This is a genomic window from Acinetobacter sp. AS5 (assembly GCF_048957595.1).
In the GTDB taxonomy this organism is placed as follows: Bacteria; Pseudomonadota; Gammaproteobacteria; order Pseudomonadales; family Moraxellaceae; genus Acinetobacter.
Genome location: NZ_JARDAL010000151.1, coordinates 1 through 855, shown reverse-complemented (window position 1 = coordinate 855; position 855 = coordinate 1). Strand labels below are relative to the sequence as shown.

Sequence of the window (855 nt, the reverse complement as noted above, 5' to 3'; positions counted from 1 at the left end):
CCCACTTGTTTTTAGGTGGGGACTAAATTAAGGCTTATAGGATCGCTTGGTAAGGCTGTGTTAGCCGGATGCTTACCTTAAATATCATGAAAGCCCAAGCTATACGGCTCATGATTTAGCAATGCTCAGTATCGTATATACGATAGCGTTTCGTACGGGCATGCGGATTAATGAAATTCTTGGACTTCGCATTAAAGACGTGGAAGGTGTTCAGGCAAGTTCGATTTGGATTCGCCCATATCGTGCCAAGCATCAACAACACTTACTTAAAACGGATAGTGCTGAACGCAATCTCAACATTCAAATTCTACTGACTCAAGAGGAGCATGTTAAATTTCAGCATTACTGCCAAACAAGGCGCCGTGCTTATACTCCTAATCAGTACTTATTCACAATGTGGAACAGTGCTGAACGTCTTAAACCACATTTGGTGACACTTCCTTTTCAACGAATACTCGATACATTATTGCCAGGACATCGTTATTCTTTTCATTCCTTACGGCATACAGCGGCCAATTCTCTCGCGCTAATCCTAAATATAGACTACACGTTTGTGTCTACCTTCACGGACTATTCAATCGAGCATTACAACCTAATCCGAAATGAGCTGGTACGCTCTCAAACACCACAAGATTGTTGGTATTTACTATCTCATATATTAGGTCACATAGACCCAACTGAAACATTTAGAAGCTATCTGCATTTAGCTTACATAATAGCAGGTTATCAATTAAGGAAATTCGACCCATGTTTGGATCCAACTGTTATTCAAAAGATCTGTGAACCGTACCGGGTTTGTCGGAGACTTTTTTATTTAAGTTAGGCCACCTGACCTAACGGGTTAATCTTATCATA

At 40.6% G+C, this 855-nt stretch carries 1 pseudogene; it reads left to right on the top strand.

The features are described 5' to 3' along the window. Positions 1-70: 70 nt before the first annotated feature. Positions 71-781 (top strand): annotated as a pseudogene (locus PV763_RS17695) (tyrosine-type recombinase/integrase); the annotation flags it as partial. Positions 782-855: the final 74 nt, after the last annotated feature.